Annotated in this window: 24 protein-coding genes; 15 read left to right on the forward strand and 9 right to left on the reverse strand. The window is 56.7% G+C overall.

The window, feature by feature from the left end:
- Positions 1 to 21: 21 nt before the first annotated feature.
- From OCH02_RS00120 to OCH02_RS00150, 7 genes are all read left to right on the forward strand, one after another.
- On the forward strand, positions 22 to 1,044 hold the full coding sequence (locus OCH02_RS00120; RefSeq protein ID WP_261429143.1) for a sulfate ABC transporter substrate-binding protein: 1,023 nt from the start codon (positions 22 to 24) through the stop codon (positions 1,042 to 1,044).
- Complete coding sequence (gene cysT / locus OCH02_RS00125; protein ID WP_012146168.1) at positions 1,044 to 1,877, forward strand: sulfate/thiosulfate ABC transporter permease CysT; 834 nt, start codon at positions 1,044 to 1,046, stop codon at positions 1,875 to 1,877. The genes OCH02_RS00120 and cysT overlap by 1 nt, the downstream gene beginning before the upstream one ends.
- Positions 1,877 to 2,752, forward strand: coding sequence for a sulfate/thiosulfate ABC transporter permease CysW (gene cysW / locus OCH02_RS00130; protein ID WP_261429145.1), 876 nt, complete (start codon positions 1,877 to 1,879; stop codon positions 2,750 to 2,752). The genes cysT and cysW overlap by 1 nt, the downstream gene beginning before the upstream one ends.
- The gene (gene cysA, locus OCH02_RS00135) at positions 2,742 to 3,830 is read left to right on the forward strand and encodes a sulfate/thiosulfate ABC transporter ATP-binding protein CysA (protein ID WP_261091010.1); all 1,089 of its coding nucleotides are present in this window, start codon (positions 2,742 to 2,744) and stop codon (positions 3,828 to 3,830) included. Before cysW ends, cysA begins: the two co-directional genes overlap by 11 nt.
- Before the next feature lie 82 nt (positions 3,831 to 3,912).
- Positions 3,913 to 4,794, forward strand: coding sequence for a cysteine synthase CysM (gene cysM / locus OCH02_RS00140; protein ID WP_261429146.1), 882 nt, complete (start codon positions 3,913 to 3,915; stop codon positions 4,792 to 4,794).
- 451 nt (positions 4,795 to 5,245) lie between these two features.
- Complete coding sequence (locus tag OCH02_RS00145; RefSeq protein ID WP_012146164.1) at positions 5,246 to 5,926, forward strand: response regulator transcription factor; 681 nt, start codon at positions 5,246 to 5,248, stop codon at positions 5,924 to 5,926.
- 5 nt (positions 5,927 to 5,931) lie between these two features.
- Positions 5,932 to 7,254 (forward strand): ATP-binding protein, encoded by a 1,323-nt coding sequence (locus OCH02_RS00150; protein WP_261429148.1) that lies wholly within the window; start codon positions 5,932 to 5,934, stop codon positions 7,252 to 7,254.
- A 76-nt stretch (positions 7,255 to 7,330) separates the two neighbouring features.
- On the opposite strand, the gene crr is transcribed toward OCH02_RS00150, so the two are convergent.
- From crr to cysZ, 5 genes are all read right to left on the reverse strand, one after another.
- Positions 7,331 to 7,840 (reverse strand): PTS glucose transporter subunit IIA, encoded by a 510-nt coding sequence (crr, locus tag OCH02_RS00155; protein ID WP_012146162.1) that lies wholly within the window; start codon positions 7,838 to 7,840, stop codon positions 7,331 to 7,333.
- Positions 7,841 to 7,889: 49 nt separating this feature from the next.
- Complete coding sequence (gene ptsI / locus OCH02_RS00160) at positions 7,890 to 9,617, reverse strand: phosphoenolpyruvate-protein phosphotransferase PtsI (protein ID WP_261429149.1); 1,728 nt, start codon at positions 9,615 to 9,617, stop codon at positions 7,890 to 7,892.
- A 46-nt stretch (positions 9,618 to 9,663) separates the two neighbouring features.
- Complete coding sequence (ptsH, locus tag OCH02_RS00165) at positions 9,664 to 9,921, reverse strand: phosphocarrier protein Hpr (protein WP_004936458.1); 258 nt, start codon at positions 9,919 to 9,921, stop codon at positions 9,664 to 9,666.
- Positions 9,922 to 10,316: 395 nt separating this feature from the next.
- Positions 10,317 to 11,285: a cysteine synthase A gene (gene cysK, locus OCH02_RS00170; RefSeq protein WP_261429150.1), complete on the reverse strand. Its 969-nt coding sequence runs from the start codon at positions 11,283 to 11,285 to the stop codon at positions 10,317 to 10,319.
- Between the two features lie 184 nt (positions 11,286 to 11,469).
- Positions 11,470 to 12,231: a sulfate transporter CysZ gene (gene cysZ, locus OCH02_RS00175; protein WP_261429152.1), complete on the reverse strand. Its 762-nt coding sequence runs from the start codon at positions 12,229 to 12,231 to the stop codon at positions 11,470 to 11,472.
- A 221-nt stretch (positions 12,232 to 12,452) separates the two neighbouring features.
- On the opposite strand from cysZ, the gene zipA reads away from it, so the two are divergent.
- The 3 genes from zipA (at position 12,453) to OCH02_RS00190 (ending at position 15,766) form a co-directional block, all read left to right on the forward strand.
- Positions 12,453 to 13,451, forward strand: coding sequence for a cell division protein ZipA (gene zipA / locus OCH02_RS00180; RefSeq protein WP_135317470.1), 999 nt, complete (start codon positions 12,453 to 12,455; stop codon positions 13,449 to 13,451).
- Between the two features lie 78 nt (positions 13,452 to 13,529).
- Positions 13,530 to 15,551 carry an NAD-dependent DNA ligase LigA gene (ligA, locus tag OCH02_RS00185; RefSeq protein WP_261429153.1) on the forward strand — a complete coding sequence of 674 codons (2,022 nt, stop codon included), beginning with the start codon at positions 13,530 to 13,532 and terminating at the stop codon, positions 15,549 to 15,551.
- Complete coding sequence (locus OCH02_RS00190) at positions 15,551 to 15,766, forward strand: DUF3820 family protein (RefSeq protein WP_012146156.1); 216 nt, start codon at positions 15,551 to 15,553, stop codon at positions 15,764 to 15,766. Before ligA ends, OCH02_RS00190 begins: the two co-directional genes overlap by 1 nt.
- Positions 15,767 to 15,800: 34 nt before the next feature.
- On the opposite strand, the gene OCH02_RS00195 is transcribed toward OCH02_RS00190, so the two are convergent.
- Positions 15,801 to 16,793: a bile acid:sodium symporter family protein gene (locus tag OCH02_RS00195; RefSeq protein WP_261429154.1), complete on the reverse strand. Its 993-nt coding sequence runs from the start codon at positions 16,791 to 16,793 to the stop codon at positions 15,801 to 15,803.
- 95 nt (positions 16,794 to 16,888) lie between these two features.
- Here OCH02_RS00195 and OCH02_RS00200 point away from each other — a divergent pair, with 95 nt between their 5' ends.
- Positions 16,889 to 17,809, forward strand: a complete 921-nt coding sequence (locus tag OCH02_RS00200; protein ID WP_261429155.1) for a LysR family transcriptional regulator — start codon at positions 16,889 to 16,891, stop codon at positions 17,807 to 17,809.
- Between the two features lies 1 nt (position 17,810).
- On the opposite strand, the gene OCH02_RS00205 is transcribed toward OCH02_RS00200, so the two are convergent.
- Entirely contained in the window at positions 17,811 to 18,287 is a 477-nt protein-coding gene (locus tag OCH02_RS00205; RefSeq protein ID WP_261429156.1) for a FlxA-like family protein, read from the reverse strand.
- A gap of 59 nt (positions 18,288 to 18,346) precedes the next feature.
- Positions 18,347 to 18,895, reverse strand: coding sequence for a nucleotidyltransferase family protein (locus tag OCH02_RS00210; RefSeq protein WP_261429158.1), 549 nt, complete (start codon positions 18,893 to 18,895; stop codon positions 18,347 to 18,349).
- Between the two features lie 140 nt (positions 18,896 to 19,035).
- Here OCH02_RS00210 and OCH02_RS00215 point away from each other — a divergent pair, with 140 nt between their 5' ends.
- Both OCH02_RS00215 and eutC read left to right on the forward strand, forming a co-directional pair.
- The gene (locus OCH02_RS00215; RefSeq protein ID WP_261429159.1) at positions 19,036 to 20,421 is read left to right on the forward strand and encodes an ethanolamine ammonia-lyase subunit EutB; all 1,386 of its coding nucleotides are present in this window, start codon (positions 19,036 to 19,038) and stop codon (positions 20,419 to 20,421) included.
- Positions 20,418 to 21,209 (forward strand): ethanolamine ammonia-lyase subunit EutC, encoded by a 792-nt coding sequence (gene eutC, locus OCH02_RS00220; protein WP_261429160.1) that lies wholly within the window; start codon positions 20,418 to 20,420, stop codon positions 21,207 to 21,209. Before OCH02_RS00215 ends, eutC begins: the two co-directional genes overlap by 4 nt.
- Here the strand turns inward: eutC and OCH02_RS00225 are convergent.
- Positions 21,188 to 22,147, reverse strand: coding sequence for a LysR family transcriptional regulator (locus OCH02_RS00225; RefSeq protein ID WP_261429161.1), 960 nt, complete (start codon positions 22,145 to 22,147; stop codon positions 21,188 to 21,190). The genes eutC and OCH02_RS00225 overlap by 22 nt on opposite strands.
- Before the next feature lie 378 nt (positions 22,148 to 22,525).
- Between OCH02_RS00225 and budA the strand changes: the two genes are divergently transcribed.
- Positions 22,526 to 23,305 carry an acetolactate decarboxylase gene (gene budA / locus OCH02_RS00230; protein WP_012146146.1) on the forward strand — a complete coding sequence of 260 codons (780 nt, stop codon included), beginning with the start codon at positions 22,526 to 22,528 and terminating at the stop codon, positions 23,303 to 23,305.
- A gap of 39 nt (positions 23,306 to 23,344) precedes the next feature.
- The gene (gene alsS, locus OCH02_RS00235) at positions 23,345 to 25,030 is read left to right on the forward strand and encodes an acetolactate synthase AlsS (protein ID WP_261429162.1); all 1,686 of its coding nucleotides are present in this window, start codon (positions 23,345 to 23,347) and stop codon (positions 25,028 to 25,030) included.
- Positions 25,031 to 25,060: the final 30 nt, after the last annotated feature.

The following is a 25,060-nucleotide window of genomic DNA, read 5'->3' on the forward strand; positions in this document are numbered from 1 at the left end:
GACTCAGTAATAAGGTGCACAATGAAACAAACGCGGGTTAAAAATATCGTACTGAAAGGATGGTTGGCGGTGGCGCTGTTAGCCAGCGGCCCGCTGTCGGCAACTGAATTGCTGAACAGTTCCTATGACGTTTCCCGTGAATTGTTTACTGCGCTGAACCCAGGCTTTGAGCAGCAATGGAACCAACAGCACCCGGGCGACAAGCTGACCATCAAACAATCCCACGCCGGTTCCTCCAAGCAGGCGCTGGCGATCCTACAGGGTTTGCGCGCCGACGTCGTGACCTACAACCAGGTGACCGACGTGCAGATCCTGCACGATCGCGGGCAATTAATCCCGGCTGACTGGCAGTCCCGTTTACCGAACAACAGCTCCCCTTTCTATTCCACCATGGCTTTCCTGGTGCGTAAGGACAATCCAAAGGGCATCCATAACTGGAATGATTTGGTGCGTGATGACGTGAAGCTGGTGTTCCCGAACCCGAAAACCTCCGGTAACGGCCGTTATACCTATCTGGCCGCCTGGGGGGCCGCCAATCAGGCGGATGGCAATGATCAGGCCAAAACCCGCGCCTTTATGACCCGTTTCCTGAAAAACGTTCTGGTGTTTGACACCGGCGGTCGCGGCGCAACCACCACCTTCGTCGAACGCGGTCTGGGCGACGTGCTGATCAGCTTTGAGTCGGAAGTGAACAATATTCGCAAGCAGTATGGCGAAGACAAATACGAGGTGATCGTGCCGCCGGTCGATATTCTGGCGGAGTTCCCGGTGGCCAGGGTCGATAAAAATGTGGCAAGAAACGGCACCGAACAGGCGGCCAAAGACTATCTGAATTATCTCTACAGCCCGGCAGCGCAGCAGGTGATCACCAGCTACTACTACCGTGTTTACGACAAACAGGCGATGGCCGCGGCCAAAGGGCAGTTCCCGGAGACCAAGCTGTTCCGGGTGGAAGATCAGTTTGGTGGCTGGCCGCAGGTGATGAAAACGCATTTCTCCACCGGTGGTGAGTTGGATCAGCTGTTAGCCGCAGGGCATAAGTAATGTTGTCGTTGACCAGCAAGCGGGTGTTACCTGGGTTCGGCCTCAGTCTGGGGAGCAGCCTGTTTTACACCTGCCTGATCCTGCTGTTGCCGCTCAGCGCGTTGGTGATGCAGTTGGCGCAGATGAGCCTGGCACAGTATTGGGAAGTGATTTCCAACCCGCAAGTGGTGGCGGCTTATAAAGTCACGCTGTTGGCGGCGGGTGTTGCCAGTCTGTTTAACGCGGTGTTCGGCATGCTGATGGCCTGGATCCTGACCCGCTATCGTTTTCCCGGCCGCACGCTGCTGGACGGTCTGATCGATCTGCCGTTTGCACTGCCGACGGCGGTAGCCGGCCTGACGCTGGCGGGGCTGTTTTCCACCACTGGCTGGTATGGCCAATGGCTGGCGCATTTTGACATCAAGGTGACTTTTACCTGGCTCGGCATTGCCGTGGCGATGGCCTTTACCAGCTTGCCGTTCGTGGTGCGCACCGTACAACCGGTACTGGAAGAACTGGGGCCGGAATATGAAGAGGCGGCAGAAACCCTGGGCGCGACCCGCTGGCAGAGTTTCCGGCGCGTGGTGATACCTGAGCTGGCACCGGCGCTGTTGGCCGGTACGGCGATCTCCTTTACCCGCAGCCTGGGCGAGTTTGGCGCGGTGATCTTTATCGCCGGCAACATCGCCTGGAAGACCGAAGTAACCTCGCTGATGATTTTTGTTCGTTTGCAGGAATTTGATTATCCGGCGGCCAGTGCGATTGCTTCGGTGATCCTGGCGGCCTCGCTGCTGTTGCTGTTCAGCATTAACGTTCTGCAGAGCCGCTTTGGCCGACGTATCGGGGGGCACTGATGGCTGATATCTCTGAGTTTAACGGTGTCGAGCGGCCGCGCGTCAACTGGGGCAAGTGGACACTGATCGGTATCGGCGTGCTGTTTTCGGTATTGCTGCTGGTGGTGCCGATCGTTTCGATTTTTGCCGAGGCCTTTTCCAAAGGGATTGGTGTGATGTGGGGCAACCTGGTCGATCACGACATGTTGCACGCTATCTGGCTGACGGTGCTGATCGCTTTGATTACCGTGCCGTTCAACCTGATTTTCGGCACGCTGTTGGCCTGGCTGGTGACGCGTTTCACCTTCCCGGGGCGTCAGCTGTTGTTGACGCTGATCGACATCCCGTTCGCCGTTTCGCCGGTGGTCGCGGGGCTGATTTATCTGTTGTTCTACGGCAGCAATGGCCTGCTGGGCGGTTGGCTGGATGCGCATAACATCCAACTGATGTTCTCCTGGCCGGGCATGGTGCTGGTGACCATTTTCGTAACCTGTCCGTTCGTGGTACGTGAGCTGGTGCCGATGATGCTCAGCCAGGGCAGTCAGGAAGACGAGGCCGCCATTTTGCTGGGCGCTTCCGGTTGGCAGATGTTCCGCCGGGTGACCTTGCCCAACATTCGCTGGGCGCTGTTGTACGGCGTGGTATTGACCAACGCGCGCGCCATCGGTGAGTTCGGCGCGGTATCGGTAGTGTCCGGTTCTATTCGCGGTGAGACCTTCAGCCTGCCGCTGCAGGTTGAGTTGTTGCAGCAGGATTACAACACGGTCGGTTCCTTTACCGCCGCCGGTTTGCTGACCCTGATGGCGATAGTGACCCTATTTTTGAAGAGTGGCCTGCAATGGCGTCTGGAACGTCAGAATGCACGTCTCGAGCGGGAGGAAAATCATGAGCATTGAGATTAACGGTATCAATAAGTTTTTCGGTCGTACCAAGGTATTGAACGATATCTCGCTCGACATTGCCTCCGGTGAGATGGTGGCGCTGCTGGGGCCGTCCGGCTCCGGGAAAACCACGCTGCTGCGTATTATCGCCGGGCTGGAAAGCCAGAGCGGCGGCAAGCTGGGCTTCCACGGCACCGACGTCAGCCATGTGCATGCGCGCGATCGTCGAGTGGGCTTCGTGTTCCAGCATTACGCGCTGTTCCGCCACATGACGGTGTTCGATAACATCGCCTTTGGTCTGACCGTGCTGCCGCGCCGCGAGCGCCCGAATGCCGCGGCGATCAAACAAAAAGTGACCCAGCTGCTGGAAATGGTGCAGTTGGCCCATTTGGCTAACCGTTATCCGTCACAGCTTTCCGGTGGTCAGAAGCAGCGCGTGGCTCTGGCGCGTGCTCTGGCGGTCGAACCGCAAATTCTGTTGCTGGATGAACCCTTCGGCGCGCTGGATGCGCAGGTGCGTAAAGAACTGCGCCGTTGGCTGCGTCAGCTGCATGAAGAGCTGAAATTCACCAGCGTATTCGTCACCCACGATCAGGAAGAGGCGATGGAAGTCGCCGATCGTATCGTGGTGATGAGCCAGGGCAATATTGAGCAGGTCGGTTCGCCGGAAGAGATTGTGCGTGAACCGGCCAGCCGCTTCGTGCTGGAATTTATGGGCGAAGTGAACCGCCTGAGCGGCGAGATCCGCGGTTCGCAGCTGTTCGTCGGTGCGCACCAGTGGCCGCTGTCGTTCCAGCCAATGCATCAGGGCCGCGTGGACTTATTCCTGCGCCCGTGGGAAATGGAAGTCGGCACCGAGAGCAGCGACCGCTGCCCGCTGCCGGTGCAGGTGCTGGAAGTCAGCCCACGCGGCCATTTCTGGCAGATGACCGTGCAGCCGATTGGTTGGCATCAGGAACCGATCAGCGTGGTGTTGCCGGATGGCAATGAGCCCCCGGTACGCGGTGGCCGTTACTACGTTGGCAGCCTGAATGCGCGCCTGTACGCCGGTGATCAACTGCTACAACCTGTTGCGTTAGCTAAAAGCGCCTGATAGTTTTTACCCCCCGGCTTCATTTTAAAGGCAACCCCGAGGTTGCCTTTTTACATTACGTACTTCAACACAGGCCAAGATCGTGACAACGCTTGAACAATGCATCGGTAATACCCCGCTGGTAAAATTACAACGGCTGGCTGCAGGCCTGGGCAGCGAGGTTTGGCTCAAACTGGAAGGCAATAACCCGGCGGGTTCGGTAAAGGATCGCGCCGCGTTGGCGATGATCCAGCAGGCGGAACTGCGCGGTGAGATAAAGCCCGGCGATCGGTTGATCGAGGCCACCAGCGGCAACACCGGTATTGCACTGGCGATGATAGCGGCGCTCAAGGGCTATTCGATGACCCTGCTGATGCCGGAAAACATGAGCCAGGAACGTCAGGCGGCAATGCGCGCCTATGGCGCAGAGTTGATCCTGGTCAGCCGAGAAGTGGGGATGGAAGGCGCGCGCGATCTGGCGCTGGAAATGCAGAATCAGGGGCAGGGCAAGGTGCTGGATCAGTTCAATAATCTGGACAACCCTTACGCCCATTTCACTACCACCGGCCCGGAAATCTGGCAGCAGAGCCATCAACGGGTGACCCATTTTGTTTCCAGCATGGGTACCACCGGCACCATTACCGGCGTGGGCGGTTACCTGAAGAGCCAAAATCCGCAGGTGCAGATTATCGGCCTGCAACCGGCGGAAGGCAGCAGTATACCCGGCATTCGCCGCTGGGCACCGGCTTATATGCCGGGCATATTCCGTCCTGATCTGGTAGATCAGGTGCTGGACATTGAGCAAACCGACGCAGAACAGACCATGCGTCAATTGGCGCAGCGCGAAGGTATATTCTGCGGCGTCAGTTCCGGCGGGGCAGTAGCCGGTGCGCTACGGATTGCGGCGGCCAACCCGGGCAGCGTGATTGTGGCTATCATCTGCGATCGTGGCGATCGCTATCTCTCCACCGGTGTTTTTGCCTGAGCGTTATTTCCTTTCCAACGCGTATATCGAGCCCATCCCGGCGGCGTGTTTCGCCGGGAAGAAATCAAAATTCCCCTATCTCTTCTGCGACCCTCAGAGCGTTCTGCCGCTCTAAGTGGTTAATATCGGCTACCATTGCCCTTGAGGCTGTTAATCGCCTGGCGTCACGCCCAGGGCCTTTATCTGACCCGATTTTGGACCACCAGGGGACATAAAGGGAATTTCTTCGGCGTCTTGCGCCCTGAAGTAGAGAAATAAGGCGATAGCGCCCACAATAACGGTGGGCTTTCCTGGCATTAAAACGCGGCAAAAATCTGTTGGCACTAATTTAACGCGCCGTCGGCCGGGCTGCGGTTAACCGGCGTTCAGGAATATGTAAGGATTGAGTAAAACCGGCTGCGAAGCAGACAAATAGGCGTGAAAATGATGAAAATCCGCGAAGGAGCAAGGCATGAAAATTTTATTGGTCGATGATGACCTCGAACTCGGCACCATGCTGAGCGAATACCTGACCGGCGAAGGCTTTAACGCCACGCTGGTGCTGACCGGCAAGGCCGGGGTGGAAGGCGCGCTGTCGGGTGATTACACCGCGATGATCCTCGACATCATGCTGCCGGACATGAGCGGCATCGACGTGCTGCGCGATGTGCGTAAAAAGAGCCGCATGCCGATCATCATGCTGACGGCCAAGGGCGATAACATCGATCGGGTTATCGGTCTGGAAATGGGCGCCGACGACTATATGCCCAAACCGTGTTATCCCCGCGAACTGGTGGCGCGCCTGCGTGCGGTACTGCGCCGCTTCGACGAGCGGCCGGATGAGGTGGATGACGAGATTGCGATTAATTTCGGCGAGCTGACCCTGAACCCATCGACCCGCAGCAGCGAATGGCGCGGCAAGGCGTTTGATTTGACCGCTTCCGAATTCAATCTGTTGGAGCTGCTGTTACGCGCGCCGGAGCGGGTGGTATCAAAAGACGAGCTGTCAGAAAAAGGTTTGGGCCGCCCACGAGAAGCCTATGACCGCAGCGTCGACGTGCATATCAGCAATATCCGCCAGAAGCTGGGGGCGTTGACGGACAACGCGCTCAGCATTGAGACGGTGCGCAGCATCGGCTACCGCATCCGATAATGCCTATGCGTGGAAGACTGTTCTGGAAAATCCTGCTCGGCTTCTGGCTGACTTTTATCATCATGACTCAGGCGTTGTGGGTCGCTTTTTCCCTGTATGGCGATCGTTACGAGCCGCCGGAAAACGCCATGGCTCGGCGGGTGGTCACGCTGCAATTGACCTCTGTCGCCACTCAGCTGCGCCGCGGTGGAATGCCGGCGCTGGATGCCATGCTAAAAGACTGGTCGGATGATGATCGGCGTTTGTTGACCGTGACTCCATTGGATAAGCCGCCTGCACCGGTCGTTGAGGAACCGGTGTTTGAGAGCCGCCGGATACCGAAAGCAGTCACCGCCTGGGTAGAGGGCGAGGGCGGTAAGGGTTATTGGCTGAGTTATGACATGCGCAGCCTACGGGATGAGTATCGTCCGAGCAAACGCTCGCATTTTTTCAATATTCCCGCGCCGATGATTTGGGTGGGCGGGTTAGCCGGACTGTTGTTCAGCGCGGTGCTGGCCTGGAACCTCACCCGGCCGATGCGCAAGCTGCGTGATGGTTTTGATCGCGTAGCGCAGGGCGACTTGTCGGTGCGTCTGTTCCCGGCCATGCGCCGACGTCATGACGAGCTTTCCGAGGTGGCGCGTGACTTTGACAGCATGGCGGAAAGGCTGGAGTTGTTGGTCAGCGCCCGTGAGCAGTTGCTGCATGACGTTTCGCACGAACTGCGTTCGCCGCTGGCCCGCTTGCAATTGGCGATTGGCCTGGCGCGGCAGAATGCGGGTAACGTAGAGAATTCGCTGCAGCGCATTGAGCACGAAGCAGGGCGGCTGGATAAAATGATCGGTGAGCTGTTGGCGCTGTCACGTGCCGAGAACAATAGCCTGCCGGATGAAGAGTATTTCGACCTGTATGGGCTGGTGGACGCGGTGGTGAGCGATGCGCGCTACGAAGCACAGATCCCCGGCGTAGATATCGTGCTGCAGGCCAGTTCGGACGTGGATTACACCGTCAAGGGCAATGCCGAACTGATGCGGCGTGCAGTGGATAATATCGTGCGTAATGCGTTGCGTTTCTCCAGCCACGGGCAACGGGTGACGGTGGTGCTGACGCGTATCGATCAGCTGTTCCAGATTGAGGTCAGCGATCAGGGGCCGGGCGTGGAAGAGTCGAAACTTTCCAGTATTTTTGATCCGTTTGTCAGGGTGAAATCGGCAATGTCGGGCAAGGGCTACGGGCTGGGGCTGGCGATCACCCGCAAGGTGGTCCTGGCGCACGGTGGTCAGGTTGAGGCGCGTAACGGCGAACGGGAAGGGCTGGTGATTACCCTGCGAATTCCGCGCTGGAGTTAATTGCCGTTGCGATGGGCTTGAATGGCAGAGATAAAAAAAACGGCGCCGAGGGCGCCGTTCTTGCGTTCATTCGCTATTACTTCTTGATGCGGATGATCGGGGTCTCACCAACGGTGACGTTACCGGTCAGTTTGATCAGTTCTTTGATCTCGTCCATGTTGGAGATAACCACCGGCGTCAGGATAGACTTGGCTTTCTCTTCCAGCAGGGCCAGATTGAACTCGATAACCACATCACCTTTCTTGACGCGTTGGCCTTCTTCAGCGATGCGTTTGAAGCCTTCGCCTTTCAGTTCAACGGTGTCGATACCGAAGTGGACAAACAGCTCGATGCCGCTGTCGGATTCGATAGAGAAAGCATGGTTGGTTTCGAAAATTTTACCGATGGTGCCGTCAACCGGAGCAACCATTTTGTTGCCCGTTGGTTTGATGGCAATACCGTCGCCAACGATTTTTTCAGCGAATACTACGTCAGGTACATCTTCGATATTAACGATTTCGCCAGAAAGTGGAGCTACGATCTCGATAGTGCCCGTGTCTTTCTTGTCATCAGAAACCAGAGATTTCAATTTATCGAACAAACCCATGATCTTCTCCTAAGCATTAAATTGGGCGGCGTTCCAGTGTCGTGGAAGTTTAGCAGAGCGTCTTTTCTTCGATGAATTTATTCACGCAATTCATCAGATCTTGCGCCGTTGGCTGTGCCAAGGCTTGCGCTGCCAACGCCTTCACATCTTCGAAATTAGTATTACGTATAATTTTCTTGATGCGCGGGATTGAAATCGCACTCATGCTGAACTCATCCAGCCCCATGCCCAATAACAACAGTGTAGCACGCTCATCGCCAGCCAGTTCACCGCACATACCGGTCCACTTGCCTTCTGCATGAGATGCATCAATAACCTGTTTGATCAGGCCAAGCACTGATGGGGACATCGGGTTATAGAGATGAGAAATCAGCTCGTTGCCGCGATCTACCGCCAGAGTATACTGGGTTAGATCGTTTGTCCCAATACTAAAGAAGTCGACTTCTTTCGCCAGGTGATGAGCAATCACCGCCGCGGCCGGTGTTTCCACCATCACGCCCACTTCAATTGTTTCGTCAAACGCCTTGGCTTCTTCACGCAATTGCGCTTTCAGCGTCTCGATTTCGCCTTTCAGGTCGCGAACTTCTTCTACCGAAATGATCATCGGGAACATGATGCGCAATTTGCCGAACGCGGAGGCGCGCAGGATGGCACGCAGTTGGGCGTGCAGGATTTCTCTGCGATCCATGGCGATACGGATGGCGCGCCAGCCGAGGAACGGGTTCTCTTCTTTCGGCAGGTTCATGTACGGCAGGTCTTTGTCGCCGCCGATGTCCATGGTGCGTACGATGACTGCCTGTGAGCCCATGGCTTCCGCAACGGCTTTATAGGCCTGGAACTGCTCGTCTTCGGTTGGCAGTGAGTCGCGGTCCATGAACAGGAATTCGGTACGATACAGGCCGACACCTTCAGCGCCGTTGCGCTCTGCACCTGCGACGTCGCGCACGGTGCCGATGTTGGCACAAACTTCAACCTGATGACCGTCCAGCGTAATCGCCGGCAGGTCTTTCAACTTGGCCAGATCGTTTTTCTCGGTCACGTACTGGTTTTGTTCGGCTTTCAACTGATCGATAACGTCAGCGGTTGGGTTAACGTAAATTTTATTGTTAACCGCGTCCAGAATCAGATAGTCGTCGTTCTTCACCTGCTTGGTGACGTCGCTGGTGCCCACGATTGCCGGCAATTCCAGGGAACGCGCCATGATGGAGGTGTGTGAAGTACGGCCGCCGAGATCGGTGATGAAGCCCAGAACCTTGTCCAGGTTCAACTGCGCGGTCTCAGACGGGGTCAAATCGGTAGCAACCAGGATCACTTCGTCCTGAATTGAGCTCAGATCGACGATAGCCAGGCCCAGAATGTTCTGCAGCAGGCGTTTACCGATGTCACGTACGTCGGCCGCACGCTCTTTCAGGTACTCATCGTCGAGTTCTTCCAGCGCTTTCGCCTGGCCTTCGATGATGGTGTAGGCAGCCGCATCCGCAGAAGCCAGATCGTCTTTGATTAGGGCTATGATTTCCTGCTCAAGCTCTTCGTCTTCCAACAGCATGATATGGCCTTCGAAGATAGCTTCTTTCTCTTCGCCGAAGGTTTCGCCAGCTTTGGTCTTGATCGCTTCCAACTGCACGGATGCCTTGGCGCGGCCATCAAGAAAACGTTGGACTTCCTGCTCTACAGCGTCTGCAGAGATTTTCTTCCGGTTGATAACAATTTCATCTTCTTTCAGTAGGAGAGCCTTACCAAAAGCGATACCCGGTGATACTAAAATGCCTGAAATCATAACCCTACCTTACTCTTGACTGGTGTTAACTAAGAAGACGGGCTGATTACTCAAGCTCTGCCATCAGTTTTACCAAGTGTTCAACGGCTTTCTGCTCGTCTTCACCTTCAGCGGAGATGGTCACTACGGTCCCTTGAGTCAGCCCCAGAGTTTGCAGTTTGAACAGACTTTTGGCGCTGGCGCTTTTACCGTTGGAAGTCACGGTGATGTCAGACGTGAAGCCTTTGGCTTCTTTCACGAACTGAGCGGCAGGGCGAGTGTGCAGACCATTCGGAGCGGTAATAGTAACTTCTTGCTGGAACATTGATGTTTCCCCAACTTATTGGTGTGTTGTGGAGCTAAAGTTTAGCCCAAGGGCATGACTTTAGCTTGTCTGGTTAGCGCCTGACTATGGTACAGGGGCGAGCATTGATGCAACAGAAAACGACGAGTTTGGCACTTCAGATCAAAAAAACCGGCTTCTGCCGTCGTTTAAATCCGCTCTCCATTATGCCGTGTTTACCGCATCCGCGACAAACGAGTAAATCGATTCAGCCTAAACAACGAATGGAGGGTGATTAATTTCGCGCATCGAAATAATGCACCGTTAAATACTAAAGCTGGCGGGTAAAATCAATCTTCGACTGCTATAAACTTTGATCCAGTCCACAAAAAAGCACCCCGTAAGGTGCTTTTTTAGCGATTAGTGCGCGGCTGGCACTACTGTTGCAATTCTTGTTCGGTGAACAAATCGGCGAACAAGGCGGTGCTCAAATAGCGCTCGCCGGAGGAGGGTAATATCACCACGATGTTTTTGTCAGCGAACTCAGGTTCTTCAGCCAGTTTCACCGCTGCGGCCACGGCAGCACCGGAGGAAATGCCTGCCAGAATGCCTTCTTCGTCCATCAGACGGCGCGCCATGCTGATGGCTTCGTCATTGGTGATTTGCTCGACGCGATCAACCAGGTCGAGATCCAGGTTGCCGGGGATAAAGCCTGCGCCAATGCCCTGAATCTTGTGCGGGCCAGGTTTGATTTCTTCACCATTCAGCGCCTGGGTGATCACCGGTGAGTCGGTAGGTTCCACCGCTACGGTGGTAATCGCTTTGCCTTTGGTGTTCTTGATGTAGCGGCTGACACCGGTAAGCGTACCGCCGGTACCGACGCCAGAGATGAAAACGTCAACTTCGCCATCGGTATCTTCCCAGATTTCCGGGCCGGTGGTTTGTTCGTGGATAGCCGGGTTAGCCGGGTTGCTGAACTGCTGCAGGATAAGGTAGCGGTTGGGATCGGTGGCGACAATTTCTTCCGCCTTGGCGATCGCACCTTTCATGCCTTTAGCGCCTTCGGTCAGCACCAGGTTGGCGCCCAGCGCCTTGAGCAGTTTGCGGCGTTCGATGCTCATGGTTTCCGGCATGGTCAGCGTCAGCTTATAGCCGCGTGCGGCGGCGACGAACGCCAGTGCGATACCGGTGTTGCCGCTGGTTGGCTCCACCAGTTCTTTGCCGGCGACCAGGACACCGCGTTTTTCCGCGTCCCAAATCATATTGGCACCGATGCGGCATTTGACGCTAAAGCTCGGGTTGCGTGATTCAACCTTGGCCAGAATGCGTCCGTTGCCGATACGGTTCAGACGAACCAGCGGCGTATGGCCGATCGTTAATGAGTTGTCTTCATATATCTTGCTCATAGCCCGTCCTTTAACTCTATGAAAAATGTGGGGAACGTCGAAAGCATACGCTAACAGTACCGGCAGGGAAGTAAAGAATTGGTATATCTATATGTTATTAGGAAATAAGTTTTAAGCACAAGGATAAGGGCGCAAATTGCGCGCCCTGTCGAAGAATTAATCGTAATGTGGCCGATAAAACGGCTCAGGAACGAACGAATTGTGGGCGGTAACGATCAACCCACATCGCCGTGGCACCGCAAACCGCGACCGGCAGGATCACCAGATTGAGGATCGGGATCATGGTGAACAGGCTCACCATAGCGCCAAACTGCAGATTGTCGGTCTTATGCTGGCGCAGTGCGCGGCGCATATCGGCGAAGCTTACCTTGTGGTTATCGAACGGATAGTCGCAATACTGGATTGCCAACATCCAGGCGCTGAACAGGAACCACAGCACCGGTGCCACCGTCTGGCCAATGCCCGGAATGAAATAGAGTATCAGCAGCAGCAGTGCGCGCGGCAGGTAGTAGGCCAGCTTGCGCCATTCGCGTGCCATGATGCGCGGCAAATCTTTTACAATGCCAAAGATACCGGTGTCCGGCAGCGGTTTACCGGTCAGGCTGCCTTCCAACTGCTCGGCCAGCAGGCCGCAGAACGGGGCGGCAATCAGGTTGGTGAGGGTGCTGAACAGATAGCTGAACACCAGCAGTACGGAAATGACCGCCAGCGGCCACAGCAAATAGCTAAGCCACTGCAGCCAGGTGGGTACATGGCTCATCATGCTGGGGATCCAGTCGCCGAGCTGGCTGAACAGCCACCAGAAGGCGGACCCCATCAGCAATACGTTGACCAGTAACGGCAATACGACATAGCGTTTAATCCCCGGGCGTGAAATCAGGCGCCAGCCTTCGGCAAAATAATGCAGGCCGCTGGTGGTGTGAGAAGGTGACTGCGTATAGGACATATCTTAAGTTATCTCTTTGTCTGAACAGGCTTAGCTATCATATCGGGATGATTTTCTACTGGCTAGGGTGACATTGGCTGAAAAAACAGCAAAAAAAGGCAGTATAATCATCTTTATTGGCATAAAGTTCAGCACGGACTTGCACTTGTGTGCTCGGGCAAATAGAGTTAAAGAGTGAATGTTTGCCGCGGTGGCAATGTATTGGAACAACAGAGATAGCAATGATGCAGGATTTGCGTCTGATATTAATCGTTGTTGGCGCGATCGCCATAATAGCGTTGTTATTGCACGGTCTTTGGACCAGTCGTAAGGAACGCTCATCGCTTTTTCGCGATCGCCCAGCCAAACGTTCCAAAAAGGAACGTGAACAATCCCCGATCGACGAACTCGATGAAGGTGTGGGGGAGGTGCGTGTACGCTCCGCTCACCCGGAAGACGAGCCGTCCTTTGGTCATTTCGATGCCGCTCGCGAAGAACCCGTGGTTGCGCCCAAGCCCGCTCCGGCGGCTGAGCCAGCACCGCGTGCCGTTCAACCGGCTGCCCATCAGACTCCGCCACCGCTGTCTCAGCGGCCGGATTATGATGACATCCTGTTGGATAACTACGCGCAGGACGAAGACGACGAGCCGCAGCAGCCTGCGCCGCGCCGTGAACCGCGCGTTGACGATCTCCCGCCTGTGGCACCTGCAGCAGAGCCGGCGTTCCATGCCGAACCTGCTCATCAACCGCAGCCGGAAGTGAAACCAGCGGTGGCGCACGAGCCTCAGCCTGCTCCAGCTGCCATCAAACCGGCAAAACTGAAAGAAACCGTACTGGTGCTGCATGTTACCGCACATCAGGGGGGCGTGATCGGCGGCGAAATTCTGCTGCAGAGCGTGCTGCAGGCGGGCTTCCAGTTTGGCGAAATGGGCATCTTCCATCGCCATATCAGTCCTGCGGGCAGCGGTCCTGTGCTGTTCAGCCTGGCGAATATGGTTAAGCCAGGGTCCTTTGATCCTGAGATGATGTCCGATTTCTCTACGCCGGGCGTGTCGATGTTCATGATGGTGCCGTCTTATGGCGACGCTAATCAGAACTTCAAGCTGATGCTGCAGTCGGCACAGCGGATCGCCGACGATGTGGGCGGTGTGGTGCTGGACGATGAGCGCCGCATGATGACCCCGCAGAAGCTGGAAACCTACAAAGCGCGCCTTCGTGAAGTGTTGGAAAACAACGCCTGATCGACGGCCACGCGCACTGAACATCCGTAACAACAAAGCCCCCGCTTGCCGGGGGTTTTTTATCTTTGATGGTGAGCCATGGAATCGATAATCCAACAAATCAATCAACTACGAACCTCACTGCGCCATCACGAATATCAATACCATGTGCTGGACGCGCCGGAAGTGCCGGATGCGGAATACGATCGCCTGATGGCTGAATTGCGTGCCCTGGAAAACGCTCATCCGGAGTTGATCACCGCAGATTCACCGACCCAGCGTGTGGGCGCTGCCCCGCTGGCGGCGTTCGATCAGGTACGTCATGAAGTGCCGATGTTGTCATTGGACAACGTCTTCGACGAAGAAAGCTTCCTGGCATTCTACAAGCGAGTGCAGGATCGCCTGAAGAGCAGCGATCCGCTGATCTTTTGCTGCGAGCTGAAGCTGGACGGTCTGGCGGTCAGCCTGCTGTACGAAGATGGCGAACTGGTTCGCGCGGCAACGCGCGGCGACGGCACAACCGGTGAAAACATTACCTCTAACGTGCGCACCATCCGCGCCATTCCACTGCGACTGACGGGTGACAATATCCCGCGCCGGCTGGAAGTGCGCGGCGAAGTGTTTATGCCGCAGGCCGGTTTCGAGCAGATGAACGAAGAGGCGCGTCGCAAGGACGGCAAGATCTTCGCCAATCCGCGTAACGCCGCCGCCGGTTCGATTCGTCAGCTCGACCCGCGTATTACCGCCAAACGCCCACTGACCTTTTTCTGTTATGGCGTTGGCCTGCTGGAAGGCGGCGAATTGCCTCGCAGCCACTGGCAGCGCCTGATGCAGTTCAAAGACTGGGGGTTACCGGTCAGCGATCGCGCCAAACGTTGTACTGGCAGCGACGAAGTGCTGGCGTTCTACCGCCAGGTGGAGCAGGACCGCACGCAGCTCGGGTTTGATATCGACGGTGTGGTAGTGAAAATTGACGATATCGACCTGCAGGAAACGCTGGGCTTTGTGGCGCGTGCGCCGCGCTGGGCGACAGCATTCAAATTCCCGGCGCAGGAGCAGATTACCCAGGTGCGCGAGGTGGAGTTCCAGGTTGGCCGTACCGGTGCGATCACGCCGGTGGCAAGACTGGAACCCGTGCTGGTTGCCGGGGTGATCGTCAGCAACGCCACGTTGCATAACGCCGATGAAATTGAACGTTTGGGCCTGCGCATCGGCGATACGGTGATTGTGCGCCGCGCCGGCGACGTGATCCCGCAGGTGGTGGGAGTGATAGCCGATCGCCGTCCAGCGGACGCGCGTGAAATTTTGTTCCCGCAGCATTGTCCGGTATGCGGTTCCGACGTGGAGAGAGTGGAAGGCGAAGCGGTGGCACGTTGCACCGGTGGGCTTATCTGCGCTGCACAACGCAAAGAAGCGCTGAAGCACTTTGTTTCCCGTCGGGCGTTGGACGTCGACGGCATGGGCGACAAAATTATCGAGCAGTTGGTGGAAAAAGAGTACGTGAAGAATCCGGCCGATCTGTTCCGTCTGTCCGCCGGGATCCTGACCGGGCTGGATCGCATGGGGCCGAAATCGGCGCAGAATCTGGTCAATGCGCTGGAAAAATCCAAACAGACCACCTTTGCCCGTTTCCTGTATGCGCTTGGCATCCGTGAAGTCGGCGAAGCCACAGCGGCCAATCTGGCTGCACACTTCGGTACGCTGGATAAACTGTTAGCCGCTGATATCGAGGCGTTGAAAGAAGTGCCCGAGGTCGGTGAAATCGTGGCGAAGCACACGCGTCATTTCCTTGACGAAGAGCTCAACCAACAGGTTATCCAGGAACTGGTTAGTGACGAAATCGGCATTAACTGGCCGGCCCCGGTGGTGATAGTAGCGGAAGAGATCGACAGCCCGTTCGCCGGCAAAACCGTGGTGCTGACCGGCTCGTTGAGCCAGCTTTCACGCGATGAGGCCAAAGATCGCCTGACGGCACTGGGCGCCAAGGTCAGCGGCAGCGTATCGAAGAAAACCGATCTGGTGATTGCAGGTGAAGCCGCCGGTTCCAAACTGGTGAAGGCGCAGGAACTGGGCATTGAAGTGATTGATGAAGCGGAAATGATCCGCCTGCTGGGTGCCTGATGGAGAAAGAGAATCTGTTGGAGATTGCCAATACGGTAATGCCGTTCGGCAAGTATCAGGGGCGGGTGCTGATTGACCTGCCCGAAGAATACCTGCTGTGGTTTGCCCGCAAAGGGGAGTTCCCCCAGGGCAAGCTGGGTATGCTGATGGAAATGACGTTGGCGATTAAAATTGAAGGGCTCGACCACCTGGTCAAGCCGTTGAAGAAAAGTTGAGTTGCCGGGTGCGGTGTCTGCCGCACCCATTTATTTATTCCCGCACGGCTTGCGCGTTGGGCGCCGCCTGTTGTTCCTGCTGTTTTTTCTGATAGCGTCGTGCCAATACTGCGCAGGTCATCAATTGCACCTGATGGAACACCATCAGCGGCAGCACCATAATGCCCACGGTCGAGGCCGGAAACAGGATATTGGCCATCGGGATACCGTTCGCCAGGCTTTTCTTCGAGCCGCAGAACACGATGGTGATTTCGTCGGCTTTGCTAAAGCCCAGCCAGCGTGCCATATAAGTATTCACCACCAGCACAATCGTCAGCAGCACCAGGCTGCCCACCACAATAAATACCAGCGAACCGATGCCGACCTGATGCCAGATGCCATGCGTCACCGCCTCGCTAAAGGCGGCATACACCACCAGCAGAATTGAGGTCTGGTCGGTCTTGCCAATCAGTTTGCGGTTGCGTTCAATCCATTTGCCGATCAGCGGCCGTGACAGATGTCCGGCAACAAACGGTACCAGCAATTGCAGCACGATGGAGCCAACCTGTTGCAGACTGCCGGTTTCCCCGTGCACATTCATCAACAGCCCGACCAGCAGTGGCGAGACGAAAATCCCCAACAGGCTTGAAGCCGAAGCGCTGCATACCGCAGCGGCCACGTTGCCGCCCGCCAGCGAGGTAAAGGCAATGGCCGATTGCACGGTTGCGGGCAGAATACACAGGTAGATAAAGCCGGAATACAGTTCGGGGCTAACGTTGACCGGTGACCACCATTTAAACAGTACGCCGAGCGTCGGGAAAATAATAAAGGTGCTGAACATCACCCACAGGTGCAGCCGCCAGTTGTTGCTGCCGGCCAGAATGGCTTCGCGTGACAGCTTGGCACCGTGCATAAAGAACAGCAGGGCGATGGCGGCGATGGTCAGCGCGTTCAGCCAGCCGACGAACTCGCCGCGCGCCGGCAGGAACGAAGCCAGCAGCACGGTGGCGATCAGCGTCAGGGTAAAGCGATCGGGCAAAAATCTCATGGCGACGTACTCGAAGAAAAATCAATGCGCCCATTGTCGCGCGACCGGATATAATAATTAAATTGATTTATTTAATTCATATATGAATAAAAAACATGAATTACTCGCTTAAACAACTCAAAGTCTTTGTCGCTATTGCCCGGCACCGCAGTTTCAGCCGGGCCGGCGAGGCCATTGGCCTGACCCAGTCGGCGGTCAGCCACAGCGTGAAAGAGCTGGAGGCGGAGGTCGGCGTTCGCCTGCTCGATCGCACCACTCGTGAAGTGCTGCTGACCGACGCCGGGCAACGGTTGGCTAACCGGGTTGAACGTTTGCTGGATGAGTTGCAGTCGTCATTGTTGGATGCGCGCAGCTTTGGCGTACAACGCAGCGGCACGGTGCGGGTGGCATCGAGCCAGACCATCTCCGCGCACCTGATGCCGCAGTGCATTGCCGCCGGGGAAAAGCAATATCCGGATATCCGCATCATGCTGCGTGACCAGGCGCAGCAGCAGGTGTTGCACAGCATTCGTAATGCAGAGGTCGATTTTGGCATCGTGGTCGATCCGGTGCAGGCGTTGGATCTGGACTGCGAACCGATCCTGCACGAGCCTTTCCTGCTGTTGTGTCGTAACGATCATCCGTTTGCCGAATTGCCCGAGGTGCACTGGGCGACTCTCAGCGGTAGCCGTCTGGTGTTGCAGGATTATGCCTCCGGTAGTCGGCCACTGATTGACAGCGCGCTGCGCCAACAAGGGGTGGAGGCGACGGTGGTGCAGGAGATCGGCCATCCGGCCACGCTGTTTCCTATGGTAGCCGCGGGTATTGGCATCAGTATCTTTCCGGCGCTGGCGTTACCCTTGCCGGAAGGCGGCCAGTTGAAGGTTCGCCGACTGGTGCCGGAAATCAACCGTGCGCTGATGCTGGTGCGGCGTAAAAACCGCTCTCTGACCCCAGCGGCAGAGGTCATCTGGCAGGTGGTGGGGCAGCAGGCGGCCTTGCTGCAACAACAGCGTCAGCTGCAGGCGGATTACTGAGTCAAATATACACATCCACGGCATTAAGTGCGGTTGGGCGGTTGATGCCGTCGCCCTTGGTCGGCGCGATACTCTCGGCAGCTTTAGCCATTTGCTCTGCCTGCTGTTTTTCCATCTCTTCTTTCTGAATGCGCGCGATCTCGGCCTGCAGCATTTTGATCTGCGCCTGAATCAGCTGTTTCTGTTTTTCAATTTCTTTGGGATCGGCATCCGAGTCTTTCAGGTCTGCCAGTTTCTGTTGCAGCCCCTGGATTTGTTTGTTCAGCGACTTGATACGCGCTGAAGCGCTGCTGTCGGCCACTTTCACTTGTTCGTTACCGTCAGTTTCCCTGGCTTCTTTCATCTTGCCGCCTTCCGGCTGCTGGTTGACCGGCTTGGCCATCAGCAATTGGCCTTGGTTACCGGGGGCGCTAAAAACGTTGCTGATGCCGGGTACGGTGTTTTTCACCGGGACAATCATGGTAATGCTGGTCGACATAACACTCTCCCTGAGTTTTGATTCCGCTGCTCAGGGTATCGGCAGAATGGGATAAAACTTTACCCGCGGATTTGCCGCAGGCGCGGCCAGCGTTGTAACCAGCCTTTGTCGATCACCCGCTGTTCATAAGCGGCGAGGTCGCCGTTTTTGGCATTGAAGGTGATGGTGTCATCGAACAGCCCATCGAGGCCAAAGGGCGCGACCAGCTGTAGGTTGTCGTCCGCATTCAGTCGCACGCCCACCGCCGTTTCCAGCTCGGTCCAATAGCTGATGGCGTCTTCGCTGCTAAGGTAGGGCGCTCGACCACTGCGCAGGTGCATGCGCGCCTGATTTTTCACTGACCAGGGCTGTGGCAACCATTCTTGTAACCGTGTTTCCAGCATCAGGTCACGCTCCGCTTCCGGGCGCTGTGCGTCAAAATGGATCACGTCGATGTCGTTGAGTGGCGTTGGCATGGCGTAATCGTGCAGCCGATCCCATACCAGATTACGCACAAAGCCGGCACCCAGGCACCAGTCATTCAGACCGAGCCGACGGGCGGTGCGCAATATCGTCATTCTTTCACTATCTTGCTGTAACCATTGGATAATTTTTTGTTGCCGGGTCATTACCTCTCCTTTGTTGCGGCTACTGTAACCCGAAGCGGCCGTGGGTGAAACCGCAGGAGAATATATTCGCCGGTCGACTGACTACACTTGGTACAGGGTTTGCAACTTCAGGTAAGCATTCAGGCAGAACAGGGGACGCTATGTATCAGGCAACGCTTAGCCGGCGCAGCTATCGTTTCAGCGATTTACGTCAGTTGATGGCCAAGGCTTCACCGGCCCGTTCCGGCGACTATCTGGCGGAAGTGGCGGCGGACAGCGCAGAGGAGCGCATGGCTGCACGTATAGCGCTGGCGGAGGTGCCGCTGAAAACGTTCCTCCAGCAGTTGCTGGTGCCCTATGAACAAGACGAGGTCACTCGGCTGATTATCGATAGCCACGACGCATTGGCCTTTGCGCCAATTTCACACCTGACGGTGGGGGATTTTCGTGACTGGTTGCTGAGTGAACAGGCGGACAGCGCGATGCTGGCGCAGGTGGCGACCGGCATTACGCCGGAAATGGCGGCGGCGGTGAGTAAGCTGATGCGTAATCAGGATCTGATCCTGGTGGCCAAAAAATGCCGGGTGATTACGCGTTTTCGTAACACTATTGGCCTGCCGGGCCACCTGAGCGTGCGGCTGCAACCGAACCATCCAACCGACAGCTTACAGGGCATCGCGGCCAGCATGCTCGACGGCCTGCTGTACGGCAGCGGTGACGCGGTGGTGGGCATCAACCCGGCCAGTGACAGCCTGCCGCTGCTGGAAAAACTCAATTACATGCTGGACGACGTGATCCAGCGTTTCGCCATTCCTACCCAATCCTGCGTGCTGACGCACGTCACCAATACGCTGCGGCTAATAGAGCGCGGTGCACCGGTGGATTTGGTATTCCAGTCGATCGCCGGAACCGAGGCGGCCAACAGCGGTTTTGGCATTAATCTGGCGCTGCTGGCGGAGGCACAGCAGGCGGCGCTGAGCCTCAATCGCGGTACTCTGGGCAATAACGTCATGTATTTTGAAACCGGGCAGGGCAGCTGCCTATCGTCCAATGCGCACCACTGCGTCGATCAGCAAACCTGCGAAGCACGTGCTTACGCGGTGGCGCGACATTTCTCTCCGTTGCTGATCAACACCGTGGTCGGGTTTATCGGCCCTGAGTATTTGTATGATGGTAAGCAGATTATCCGTGCCGGGTTGGAGGATCACTTCTGCGGCAAGCTGCTAGGCCTGCCGCTGGGTTGCGACGTGTGTTACACCAACCACGCAGAGGCGGATCAGGACGACATGGACACCTTGTTGACGCTGCTGGCTACCGCCGGGCTGACCTTCCTGATAGGCGTACCGGGAGCAGATGACATCATGCTCAATTACCAAAGCACTTCATTCCATGACGCACTGTACATCCGCGAACTATTGGGGCTGAAGCACGCGCCGGAGTTCGCCGACTGGCTGACGAAAATGCATATCACCGACGAGCTGGGCCGACTGCGCGACACCGCGGCCAATCACCCGTTGTTGCTGGCGTTACAGGGAGAGCAACCATGAGCAAGCCGGTTCACGTTAACCGTTGGGATGCGCTGCGTGCCTTTACCGATGCGCGCATTGCGCTGGGGCGCACCGGCTCCAGTTTACCGACCCAGGAACTGCTTAAATTTGGCCTGGCGCATGCACAGGCGCGAGATGCGGTGCACCAGCCGTTTGACAGCGATACGTTGGGCGGGGCGTTGCAGGATCAGGGTTGGCAAACCTTGACGGTGCACAGTCAGGCCGTCGATCGTACCGCTTATCTCAGCCGGCCGGATCTGGGGCGTCGGTTGGCCGCGGACAGCCGTAGCCTGCTGCTGGGGTTGCCTGACAAGCCGGTGGATTTATTGCTGGTGGTGGCGGACGGATTGTCCTCCAAGGCGGTGCATCGGCAGGCACTGCCGTTGTTGCAGGCGCTGCGGCCTTATCTCGAATTATTGGGGCTTTCGCTGGCACCGCTGGTGCTGGCGCATCAGTCACGGGTGGCGTTGGGGGATGATATCGGCGAATGTTTAGGGGCCAGAGCGGTAGCGATGTTGATTGGTGAACGGCCGGGCCTGTCATCCCCGGACAGCCTGGGGATCTACCTCACCTGGGGGCCGAATACCGAGCGGCGTGAGTCGGAACGTAATTGCATTTCCAACGTCCGTCCGGAGGGGCTGGACTACCCGCAGGCGGCGTTCAAACTGGCGTGGCTGCTGGAACAGGCATTTCAGCGCCGACTGACTGGCATAGAATTGAAGGACGAAAGCGATAACCCGGCGTTGCAGGGGCGAATAACACCGCTTCATTCCCAGCTCGGTGGTTGACCGATACCTTGTTTGAGTAAGCTGATGAACAGATTCAAGCGGGCGGAAACCTTGGCCACCGGCCGCAGCAGATAAATACCCTGTTGGTCCTGGCGGGGATCTTCCAGTACCGGCAGCAACCGACCTGCCTGAATATCCGGCCCGACCACCCAATTGGGCAAAAAGGTGATCCCCATCCCCAGCAGTGCAGCTTCGCGCTGAGCGGTAAAATCATCGCAGCGCAGTACCAGGCTGCAGCGGTCCATCAAAGAGGCACTGAGGATCTGCGCCCAGCAGGCCGGCTGTTGCTTATGGTAGCGGGCAATCAGCCGATGTTGCGGCAAAGCGTTCAGATCGGCAGGCCTGCCGTAGCGAGCGAGATAATCAGGGCTGGCGCACATGACCCAACGTTGGGTGGCTATCCGGCTGGCGTACAGCCCACTGTCTTTCTGCTCGCCGATGCGAATGGCGGCATCCAACAGTTCCTGCGTCGGATCGGTCTGGCGCTCGGTTAAATCCAGTTCAACAAACAGTTGGGGATAGCGTTCGGCAAGCAGAGGCAACAGCGGCAGGATATAGGTTTTGCCAAAGGTCGGCAGGCAACTGATGCGCAAGGTACCTTGCGGTCTGTCGTTCAACGAAGTCAGTTCTGCGCGGATATCGCTGATGTCTGTCAGCAAGGTAGTGGCGCGCGCCTGCAACATTTCTCCGGCATCTGTCAGCATCAGGCCGCGCGTTGAGCGGATAAACAGCGTGGCGCCCAATGCATTTTCCAGCGCATCGACGTGGCGTACCAGGGACGAAGGCACCATGCCCAGCTTGCGGGCGGCGGCGGAGAAGCTGCCCAACAGGGCGACTTCGAGAAATATCGGCAGATGTTCAACATAGCGGGCGTCATTCATTTTTGCATTATATGCAAAAGCGTTTCTTATGAATACCAGGTTCTCCGGCTGACGCATTACGGCTACTCTTTTATGGGGCTTATGGCAGGAAAGGATATGCCATGAATTCCACCGCACAGAGAAAATGCATAAAGCACGCGGTTTTTAGAACTTTAGAACACTCGTTTTCCCCAGGCCTTGCTGTGTGCCTGCGGTATTAATAGCTGTTTCAACACCAGATTAACCGTTCAATTTGGCGTCCTGTTTAACAACAATGGTTAGTGAAACTAAACCGTTGTTGACATTGGGCGCCGCCGGCCTGCCGTGCCGGTTTTTTTGTCGCCGATGGCTGAATCGTTCCAACTGAACGGGTTGCCGGCGACATCTTTGCTCACCCTCTGGTGAGCATTTTGAACGCACGGGGCATTTCACTCCGTGCTGGTGGAGGAGTATGTTATGAACGAAGATCACGGGTGCGCCTGTGCACAGCATTTGGCGCAGGGTTTTGCCAGGCAGTCGCTGAGCGTTGGGGAGGGCGAGATCTACCAAATCTCGCTGATGAGCGCGTTAATCAGCGGCGTTTATGAAGGGGAGGTCACTATTGCCGAGTTGCTCAGGCACGGTAATTTTGGCCTGGGGACTTTCAACCACCTGGACGGCGAACTGATCGCCTTCGACAAGGAAATTCACCAGTTGCGTGCCGACGGTAGCGCGCGGCCGGCCAGTCTGCAGCAGAAAACCCCGTTTGCCGTCGTCACCTTTTTCCAACCCAGCGTCACCCAACATTTCGATCGTCCGATCACCAAGGCGCAGCTGCACCAATGTATTGATGAACAGGTGGCTTCGCCGAATCTGTTCTGCGCGGTGCGTGTCGACGGCGAGTTCAGCCATGTGGAAACCCGCACCGTACCCCGTCAGGAACGCCCCTATCGCCCAATGCTGGAAGCGATTGAAGAGCAGCCCACCTTTGCCTTCCATCACTGCCAGGGCACGCTGGTCGGTTTTCGCTCGCCTGACTATATGCAGGGCGTTGGCGTGGCCGGTTATCACGAGCATTTTGTCACCGAAGATCGCAACGGCGGTGGGCACGTGCTGGATTACCAGCTCGACCACGGCCGTCTGCAATTTGGTGTGATCACCCGTCTCAATCTTCAGTTGCCGCATGACGCGGATTTTCTGCGCGCCGACCTCTGTCCAGAGGATTTGGACCGCGCAATTCGTTCTGCCGAGGGTTAATTCCGCGACAGTCTTGGGTTAGTTTTCAGGAGGTATTCCATGAACAAGGCAAAAACAGACAATAACTGGGCATGCGGCGCAGATTTGGTGGTGAAAAATCTGGAGGCGCAGGGCGTCAAACACGTATTCGGTATTCCGGGAGCCAAGATTGACCGGGTATTTGATTCGCTGGAGGATGCGCCGTCGATTGAAACGGTGGTGGTGCGTCACGAAGCCAACGCGGCATTTATGGCTGCGGCGGTCGGGCGTTTGACCGGCAAGGCCGGGGTAGCGCTGGTGACCTCCGGGCCGGGCAGTTCCAACCTGATCACCGGGCTGGCGACCGCGACCTCGGAAGGGGATGCGGTAGTGGCTTTTGGCGGCGCGGTGAAACGTGCCGATAACCTGAAACAGACCCACCAGAGCATGGACACCGTCAGCATGTTCCGGCCGGTGACCAAGTATTGTGCCGAGGTGCATGCCGGTTCGGCGATTTCAGAGGTGGTTGCCAACGCCTTCCGCCACGCCGAGTTCGGCCGTCCGGGGGCCTCTTTCATCAGTCTGCCAATGGATATTGTCAATGAGCCGGTCAGTGCGCCGGTGCTGGCGGGTTGCCGACTGCCGCGTATGGGGGCGGCGGCTATCGAGGATATTCGCGCCGCGGTCGAATTGATTCAGCAGGCGAAATGCCCGGTGTTGCTGTTGGGCCTGCAGGCCAGCCGTCCGGAAAACAGCGAGTCGGTACGCCAGTTGCTGCATCGCACTCATATGCCGGTGGTGGGTACCTATCAGGCGGCAGGGGTGATCGACGTTAACCACTTTGCGCGCTTTGCCGGGCGCGTTGGCTTGTTCAATAACCAACCCGCCGACCAGCTATTGCAAAAGGCCGATCTGGTGGTCAGCGTCGGCTATGGCCCAATTGAATACGATCCCTGCATGTGGAACAGTCAGGGCCGATTGAAACTGGTGCATATTGACGTGCTGCCGGCGGATATCGACACCTGTTATCGCCCGGACATTGAGCTGGTGGGCAATATCAGCGCGACCCTCGACATGATGACCGAAGCCTTTAGCGGCGTGGTGAGCGTGCCGACAGAGGTGGAATTGATCCTCAGCGATCTGGGCCGTCAGCGCAATGAACTGGCGGAACGCGCCGCACGGCGCGGCGGCATGCCAATCCACCCGTTGCGTATCGTGAAAGAGTTGCAGGATATCGTCAGCGATGACGTGACGCTGTGCGTGGATATGGGCAGTTTCCACATCTGGATTGCACGTTATCTTTACAGCTTCCGGGCGCGCCAGCTGCTGATCTCCAACGGCCAACAGACCATGGGGGTGGCGTTGCCGTGGGCGATCGGTGCCGCTTTGGTGCGCCCGGGGGACAAAGTGGTCTCTATCTCCGGCGACGGCGGTTTTATGCAGTCGAGCATGGAGCTGGAAACCGCAGTACGCCTGAAAAATAACATCGTGCACGTCATTTGGGTGGATAACGCCTACAACATGGTAGAAATGCAGGAGGTGAACAAATACCGGCGTAAATCCGGGGTGGAATTCGGCCCGATTGATTTTAAAGCCTATGCCGAAGCCTGCGGCGCGGTCGGCTTTGCCGTGCAGTCGGTGGAAGACTTGCGGCCAATGCTGCGCAAGGCAATGGAAATTCAGGGGCCGGTGGTGGTGGCTATTCCGGTGGATTACGCCGACAACTACAAACTGATGGCGCAGATGAACTTCAGCCAGATGATTTAATTTCACCCAGCCGGGTAACCACGGGGAATG

It is taken from the genome of Serratia quinivorans (assembly GCF_946227985.1).
Taxonomy (GTDB): domain Bacteria; phylum Pseudomonadota; class Gammaproteobacteria; order Enterobacterales; family Enterobacteriaceae; genus Serratia; species Serratia quinivorans_A.

Coding starts and splice junctions, on each gene's coding strand:
- OCH02_RS00120 (WP_261429143.1), top strand. CDS start 22: ATGAAACAAACGCGGGTTAAAAATATCGTACTGAAAGGATGGTTGGCG.
- cysT (WP_012146168.1), top strand. CDS start 1,044: ATGTTGTCGTTGACCAGCAAGCGGGTGTTACCTGGGTTCGGCCTCAGT.
- cysW (WP_261429145.1), top strand. CDS start 1,877: ATGGCTGATATCTCTGAGTTTAACGGTGTCGAGCGGCCGCGCGTCAAC.
- cysA (WP_261091010.1), top strand. CDS start 2,742: ATGAGCATTGAGATTAACGGTATCAATAAGTTTTTCGGTCGTACCAAG.
- OCH02_RS00145 (WP_012146164.1), top strand. CDS start 5,246: ATGAAAATTTTATTGGTCGATGATGACCTCGAACTCGGCACCATGCTG.
- OCH02_RS00150 (WP_261429148.1), top strand. CDS start 5,932: ATGCGTGGAAGACTGTTCTGGAAAATCCTGCTCGGCTTCTGGCTGACT.
- crr (WP_012146162.1), bottom strand. CDS start 7,840: ATGGGTTTGTTCGATAAATTGAAATCTCTGGTTTCTGATGACAAGAAA.
- ptsI (WP_261429149.1), bottom strand. CDS start 9,617: ATGATTTCAGGCATTTTAGTATCACCGGGTATCGCTTTTGGTAAGGCT.
- ptsH (WP_004936458.1), bottom strand. CDS start 9,921: ATGTTCCAGCAAGAAGTTACTATTACCGCTCCGAATGGTCTGCACACT.
- cysK (WP_261429150.1), bottom strand. CDS start 11,285: ATGAGCAAGATATATGAAGACAACTCATTAACGATCGGCCATACGCCG.
- cysZ (WP_261429152.1), bottom strand. CDS start 12,231: ATGTCCTATACGCAGTCACCTTCTCACACCACCAGCGGCCTGCATTAT.
- zipA (WP_135317470.1), top strand. CDS start 12,453: ATGATGCAGGATTTGCGTCTGATATTAATCGTTGTTGGCGCGATCGCC.
- ligA (WP_261429153.1), top strand. CDS start 13,530: ATGGAATCGATAATCCAACAAATCAATCAACTACGAACCTCACTGCGC.
- OCH02_RS00190 (WP_012146156.1), top strand. CDS start 15,551: ATGGAGAAAGAGAATCTGTTGGAGATTGCCAATACGGTAATGCCGTTC.
- OCH02_RS00195 (WP_261429154.1), bottom strand. CDS start 16,793: ATGAGATTTTTGCCCGATCGCTTTACCCTGACGCTGATCGCCACCGTG.
- OCH02_RS00200 (WP_261429155.1), top strand. CDS start 16,889: ATGAATTACTCGCTTAAACAACTCAAAGTCTTTGTCGCTATTGCCCGG.
- OCH02_RS00205 (WP_261429156.1), bottom strand. CDS start 18,287: ATGTCGACCAGCATTACCATGATTGTCCCGGTGAAAAACACCGTACCC.
- OCH02_RS00210 (WP_261429158.1), bottom strand. CDS start 18,895: ATGACCCGGCAACAAAAAATTATCCAATGGTTACAGCAAGATAGTGAA.
- OCH02_RS00215 (WP_261429159.1), top strand. CDS start 19,036: ATGTATCAGGCAACGCTTAGCCGGCGCAGCTATCGTTTCAGCGATTTA.
- eutC (WP_261429160.1), top strand. CDS start 20,418: ATGAGCAAGCCGGTTCACGTTAACCGTTGGGATGCGCTGCGTGCCTTT.
- OCH02_RS00225 (WP_261429161.1), bottom strand. CDS start 22,147: ATGCGTCAGCCGGAGAACCTGGTATTCATAAGAAACGCTTTTGCATAT.
- budA (WP_012146146.1), top strand. CDS start 22,526: ATGAACGAAGATCACGGGTGCGCCTGTGCACAGCATTTGGCGCAGGGT.
- alsS (WP_261429162.1), top strand. CDS start 23,345: ATGAACAAGGCAAAAACAGACAATAACTGGGCATGCGGCGCAGATTTG.